Below are 5748 nucleotides of genomic sequence, written 5' to 3'. Positions count from 1 at the left end.
AATGTTTATTAAATCAGAGTTACTCGATAAAGTTCTTTTAATAAGTTTCCGATACTAGATGATTAATAATTTTTATCAATGTTCAATCAACAGATAGCTCTTAACTCTTCATACATTGGATCTTCTTCAATCATTTCTAGTAGCTGTTTTTTAACTAAAAACTTTTTCTTTCTGGTATAAGCTTCTGTATATCCAGTAAGTACTGATATTTCTTTCATTGATTTGCCCTCAAAAAAAAGATGTAGTAACTTTCTATTATCATTACTTAATTTCTGAAAATGTTTTCTATATAGATGTTCTCTATCATTATTTTCTATATCAGCTACTATAGTATCGTTATCTCCTTCTTCTAAATGTCTTTGATTTTCATAAAGTATTTCATTATTTTCCATAATCAACCTTTTCTTTTTCCTTAGCCGGTTTCTCCATAGGTTTTTACAAATTCCGTAAAAATAGGTTTTTAGTGGTACATGAATTTCTAATAAACCTGATTTCATTTTTTGAAATAGTACCACTAAAGCATCTTGAAAAACATCTTCTACATCTTCTGTATTCCCATAATTGCGCAAGATATACCCTTGAACATATCGTATATTTTCCTTATAAAAACGAGTTAATATCTTTTCATTTCCATCAATGATTCCAGTTAGGATAATTTGATCACTATGCTTCATTATAGTTGGTTTGTATCTCTTCCTGATTAAGAATAAATTTATCGTCTCCTAACACTCATTTTCTATCGCGGTACAAACATAAATCGACTAGCATAAATGTCCTTACAGATTTCTGTATTTTGGATTCTTTTTTAAGAAAAACTAAATTTTTTCTTAAAAAAAACCCAATACAACAATCTTTCAGATATGCTTTATCCAAATACATTTTTATAAGGTGTACGGTATAAATACGTGTATTAAAATGCTATAACAGCCCTAGATCCTTTACAATTGCAACTAAATGTGTAGTGTTTTTAGCTTTAAAATTGTCAAAAAGTCTACTTACTCTTTTATCTATTGAGCTTTCTCCGTTAGGTGTAATGTTTTGTTCTATTAATTTTAACCTAATTTCTTTTTTGGTATATCCATAAGACAATTCTTCTAAAAGTAACATATCCAAATCGTCAAGATGAATCATACTACCAGAATCTGGATTATTACTCAACTCTGGCGGTACTATTTTTTGATTTTGATATACGCCATTAACACAGGATATTAGCTCTTTAATAGCATTTTGACCTTTGCAGACATACCCATTAATATGATATTTTTCGAAGAGCATATTAATTTTATCAGGTCGGTTTTCTTGAGAATAAACAATCACTTTAATATCAGGTTGTATACTCCTAATATCTTGTATAAGTTCAATACCCGAAGTTCTTGTTTGTACTTTATGGTCTTGTTTAAAGGAAAGATCTGTAATTAACAATTCGAAAGCATCGTTATCATTATAAGCTTTTCGAAATTTAAGGTAGGCATCATCACAATACTTGGCTTCTTGAATATTATGAATTCCAATTTGATCGTTTAGTATCCTTATAATTCCTTGATTGGCAATTTCATAGTCTTCTGCAACCAATACTTTAGTAAACATTTTTCTAGCGTTTTAATTAGGGATTTTAATTTCAGCTTTGAAACCTTTATCTTTTTCGGATTCAAAGATAAGTGTTCCTTGTATAGCTTGAATACGCTTTTCTGTATTTCGGAGTCCATTTTTAGATTGAAGATGTTCTTTGGTAACTCCCACTCCATTATCAGAATACTTGATACGTAATATGTTATCGATATTAGAAAAAATTAAAACCACCAACTTGGCTTTACTGTGTTTTTGCATATTGGTCATCAATTCTTGAAGTACTCTATACACTGTTATTTTGATGGGTTTACTTATGTGATCCCAATCTATTCTATCCAAACCTCTTGCCATTAATTGTATCCCATTTTGAGTATAATTATGAAGCATATTGTTTAATTCTTCAGAGAATGTCTCATCTGTTTCAAACTCATTGTTTTCTCTAGAGATGTCTCTTGCTTTAAGATATGAGGTATTCAGTTTTTCTTTAATTTGGGGATCGTGAGGATCATTTTGGTATTGCAGCATTACTTGAAAAATATCATTTCCTAGTTCGTCATGTAAGCGTTTAGAAATGCGTGTTTCTGTCTCATAACTGGCCTGAAACTGCACCATTTTATTTTGTTGTGCCAAATGTTGTGTACGCTGTCTAAAAAAGTAAATAGCAAAGCCTATCCCAGATAATAAAAGCAACATCCCTAAAAGATAGATTGTGTTTTGATTTTGAACCTCTATAATTTGTTGTTCTTTTTGATCGGTTTCGAAACGTATTCTAGCAAATTTGTCTTTACTTATTCTTTCTTCATTTTGCAGACTATCATTTAATTTGATATAAGTATTTGCAAAATCTAAACTTTCTTTATTCCCTTCAAAATCTTTTAAGAATAATAATGATTTTAGCAATTCTTTGATAGACCCTGTTAGTTCTGCAATTCTTTTTGCCTCCTTGGCATATTTTATAGCTGTACTATCCTGATTAATTGACTTGTAGTATTCTGCAATATGAATATTGTTTGTTATCAAATCTGACTTTTCATTTACACTATCTCGTATTTTTAAGGCTTTCAAAAAGCTTTTCAAAATATCCTTTCTCTCTCCTGATAGAAATTTGGCATACGCCATATTGTCTATTAAAGTTGCCTCGGTATGTGGTTTCTCTTTTAATATAATTTTATGATTTAAAGCTTCTTCAAAAGTTTTAATAGCTAACTTATATCTTTTCTGATTTTTATAAACTACCCCAATATTATTTAAAGTTTGTATCTCACTATATTTATTATTATTTATTTTTTTAGCATAACCTAAAGCTTTTTGATAATTTTCAAGTGCTTCATTACTTTTACCCAAATCTTTTGATATTATCCCTAAATTATTATAACAAAAAAATAAATAAAGATTAGCCTTGATTTTTTCAAATTGTTCAATTGCCTGAACTAAACCAGCTTCTCCTCCATTAAAGTCCTTAAATTGATGTTTGATCAAGGCTCTATTAAATAATGCAGCTCCAAAAAATTTAGTCGAATTTAAATCTAGTTCATATTTTTTATCAAGCATTTTATATATAGTAATTGCTTTGTTAAAATTATAATATGCACTATCTGGAGTATTCTTTCTATTATAATATGAACCAAGATTACTGTAAGCTTTCGCTAACCTAATAGAATCTCTTGACTTTACGGATAGTTGTAACATGTCTAAACTAGCATCTTTAAACAGGTCATATTCTTTCATATAATAATATTCCAAACTTATAACCGACAAAACCTCTTTTGTTTCTTCCTCATTTTTTAGTTTTTTTGAAAGTTTCATAGCTGTATTAATATCAACTAATCTATGAGATTTTGGTTTATTCTTAGCTTTCTTAATATATATATCAATCGCCTCTTTTTGTTCGCTACTGCGTTTATTATTTTCTATAGTTTTATTACATGACACCATAGAAAATACGAGAGCAAAAAAAAATAATTTTATAAAAAATTGATAAGTCATTTACTAATTAGGGATAAAAATTACTAATTTAAGGAGAACAACATATATATCTAAAATCTAAAGTTATTTTTTTTAAAATAGAAAGGACAGTAAAATACTGTCCTTTATTTGTTAAATATTCCAATAGCCCTAACCCAGTGGAGGGATATCTTCATTTCCTTCATCTTCTGTCAAAAAAGCCTCTACTTCAACTTTTTCGATACCAACCTCTTCATTTAGAGGAGGAGCTTCACAAGAGATAAGGTTGATTCCTAATAGAACGGCTAGTAATACATATTTTAGAGTTTTCATAATTGATTGTTTGTTTTTTTTGTTTTCCTAAATTTGGGGTACGCCCATAGGATTAAACCCCAGTTAGATATGCAATACACATCCTACTCCTATGGGAAATAATTGATCGTTTTGGGAAAGTAAATCCTATACAGTCGCCCTACCCTACTTTCCCCTTTTCGGATAATAGCGCGCTGTTATTGGATTTTTTTGGTGGATCAGCTTTTAATATTTTCTATTGGAACTCTAGTCTATACTCAAGCATTCATCTAGAATAAATGTTTGAGGACTATACGCATTTATAGCTGTATCATTTTTCAAGAGAATGGGCTCTTAAATCATGAAAGTAACCTATAAAGGCAAATCAATGTTGAAAATATTGGTTAGTTGATAACTACGATGACTCAAAAAGGGCCATCTTTGTTAGAGTACTTAAACTTTTATGTAATTCTCTTTAATAAAGGCTTATGAAATAAAAGCTTTATTACAAGTACTATAACTTTTACGTATAGTTTCATGAGAGTATTCACACAGGGATAAAAGTGCTCTTTTCTTTTTTTTGACACCATGTATTATGGATATCATTTTTGGAAGAGGGTTAACAACCGAAGTATGCAACCCAACTCCAAGGATGCTTCCGAATGCATCGGCCAACAGGTGCTTTTTAGCTTCCTGATCCTTGTTATAAAATTGATGATACTTCATTGTTAATTTTGTTAGTTGTTTGTTACTTATTAATTAAATGTTATACAAATCTCTTAGGGTACTACGCATTCTTTTTACGTAGTTGAAAAAAAGAGATGATAAATTGTTTTGTTATTATGATATAAAGATGAATATTTTTCTTGAAATTAACAAATGATTTTGAATTTATTTTACTGAAAATCAAGTAGTTAAAAACAAATAAAGCAAAAGAATTCCTGTTCGTTTTTTCACGAATTCTGGACACTTTGTAATCATTTATGTCTCAGATATTTACTCCCCAAAAATTATACTACTTTTTATGTATTCACTCATTTGTATTCAGTCTAATTAAAATCATTAAAAAAGGCGTCCAATTTCTTGGACGCCTTTTAGGTATATCTTGTTCTTTTAAATATAATCATTTAAAAAATTGATGATAACTAATATACGTCCCTCTTCGAATGGATATTTTTATTACCCATCGAGTATCACACTGATTTAACAGGAATCTCGGTTCGATATGTGTTTTATTTTGTTTCATATATATCTATATAATATAAGGAATTTTTTATTAATTTCCAAATTAATTCACTAGTCCATAATTACAAATATCCTATGATACTTTTTTCTTTGATTTTTTAGAAGATGTTTTAGAAGTTTTATGCTTCTTTTTATTGGGCATCTTTTCTTTTATTCTTGTCTTTTCTTCTTTTAAATCGTTAATAAATTGATTGTTGTAGGCATTTTGTTTTGCCATTTTCAGGAACTCAAGTGCGCTTTTATACTTCTTCTTCTGTTCAAAAAGAATTGCTTTTTTTAAATATAAAACGGCTTTATCTGTACCTTTTACTGTTAATGCAAAATCAATTAATTTATCTGCTTCCTCATAATCTTCATTCCATAATAATACATCTATATATTTTGGATAAACCTCTAAAGCATACAAATCCACACTTAATGCTTGTTGATAATACTCTTTTGCTGTTTCATAGTTTTTTAAGCTTTCTGCATATATCTGCCCCATTAAACATAGCGCAATCGGATTCTTGTCATCATAAGACAATGCATAATTTAAACACTCTACCGCTTCTTCTAAACTATATGGATATGCATCTAATGCCTGAAATAAATACTTATCTAATAAATTGTTCATCTTCTTATTCTTTATATGACTTAAAGTCACATGTATACTATTCTTTTAAAAACTTAATTTTATTCTTACCCATATATTACGATTAT

The 5748-nt window shown here is 28.8% G+C and carries 6 protein-coding genes; all 6 read right to left on the bottom strand.

What is annotated here, in order from left to right; all coding sequences use genetic code 11:
* Positions 1–86 precede the first annotated feature (86 nt).
* Entirely contained in the window at positions 87–674 is a 588-nt protein-coding gene (locus D1816_RS00900; protein WP_118500835.1) for an RNA polymerase sigma factor, read from the bottom strand.
* A gap of 244 nt (positions 675–918) precedes the next feature.
* Positions 919–1587, bottom strand: coding sequence for a response regulator (locus D1816_RS00895; RefSeq protein ID WP_066314735.1), 669 nt, complete (start codon positions 1585–1587; stop codon positions 919–921).
* A 12-nt stretch (positions 1588–1599) separates the two neighbouring features.
* Complete coding sequence (locus D1816_RS00890; RefSeq protein ID WP_118500834.1) at positions 1600–3555, bottom strand: tetratricopeptide repeat-containing sensor histidine kinase; 1956 nt, start codon at positions 3553–3555, stop codon at positions 1600–1602.
* A 129-nt stretch (positions 3556–3684) separates the two neighbouring features.
* Complete coding sequence (locus D1816_RS25495; protein WP_158597739.1) at positions 3685–3846, bottom strand: hypothetical protein; 162 nt, start codon at positions 3844–3846, stop codon at positions 3685–3687.
* Between the two features lie 444 nt (positions 3847–4290).
* Complete coding sequence (locus tag D1816_RS00885) at positions 4291–4530, bottom strand: hypothetical protein (RefSeq protein ID WP_066314725.1); 240 nt, start codon at positions 4528–4530, stop codon at positions 4291–4293.
* Positions 4531–5122: 592 nt separating this feature from the next.
* Positions 5123–5662, bottom strand: a complete 540-nt coding sequence (locus D1816_RS00880) for a hypothetical protein (RefSeq protein WP_066314723.1) — start codon at positions 5660–5662, stop codon at positions 5123–5125.
* Positions 5663–5748 lie beyond the last annotated feature (86 nt).

The organism is Aquimarina sp. AD10 (assembly GCF_003443715.1).
GTDB lineage: Bacteria > Bacteroidota > Bacteroidia > Flavobacteriales > Flavobacteriaceae > Aquimarina > Aquimarina aggregata.
This window is presented reverse-complemented; position numbering and strand designations above follow the sequence as displayed.

Coding starts and splice junctions, on each gene's coding strand:
- D1816_RS00900 (WP_118500835.1), bottom strand. CDS start 674: ATGAAGCATAGTGATCAAATTATCCTAACTGGAATCATTGATGGAAAT.
- D1816_RS00895 (WP_066314735.1), bottom strand. CDS start 1,587: ATGTTTACTAAAGTATTGGTTGCAGAAGACTATGAAATTGCCAATCAA.
- D1816_RS00890 (WP_118500834.1), bottom strand. CDS start 3,555: ATGACTTATCAATTTTTTATAAAATTATTTTTTTTTGCTCTCGTATTT.
- D1816_RS25495 (WP_158597739.1), bottom strand. CDS start 3,846: ATGAAAACTCTAAAATATGTATTACTAGCCGTTCTATTAGGAATCAAC.
- D1816_RS00885 (WP_066314725.1), bottom strand. CDS start 4,530: ATGAAGTATCATCAATTTTATAACAAGGATCAGGAAGCTAAAAAGCAC.
- D1816_RS00880 (WP_066314723.1), bottom strand. CDS start 5,662: ATGAACAATTTATTAGATAAGTATTTATTTCAGGCATTAGATGCATAT.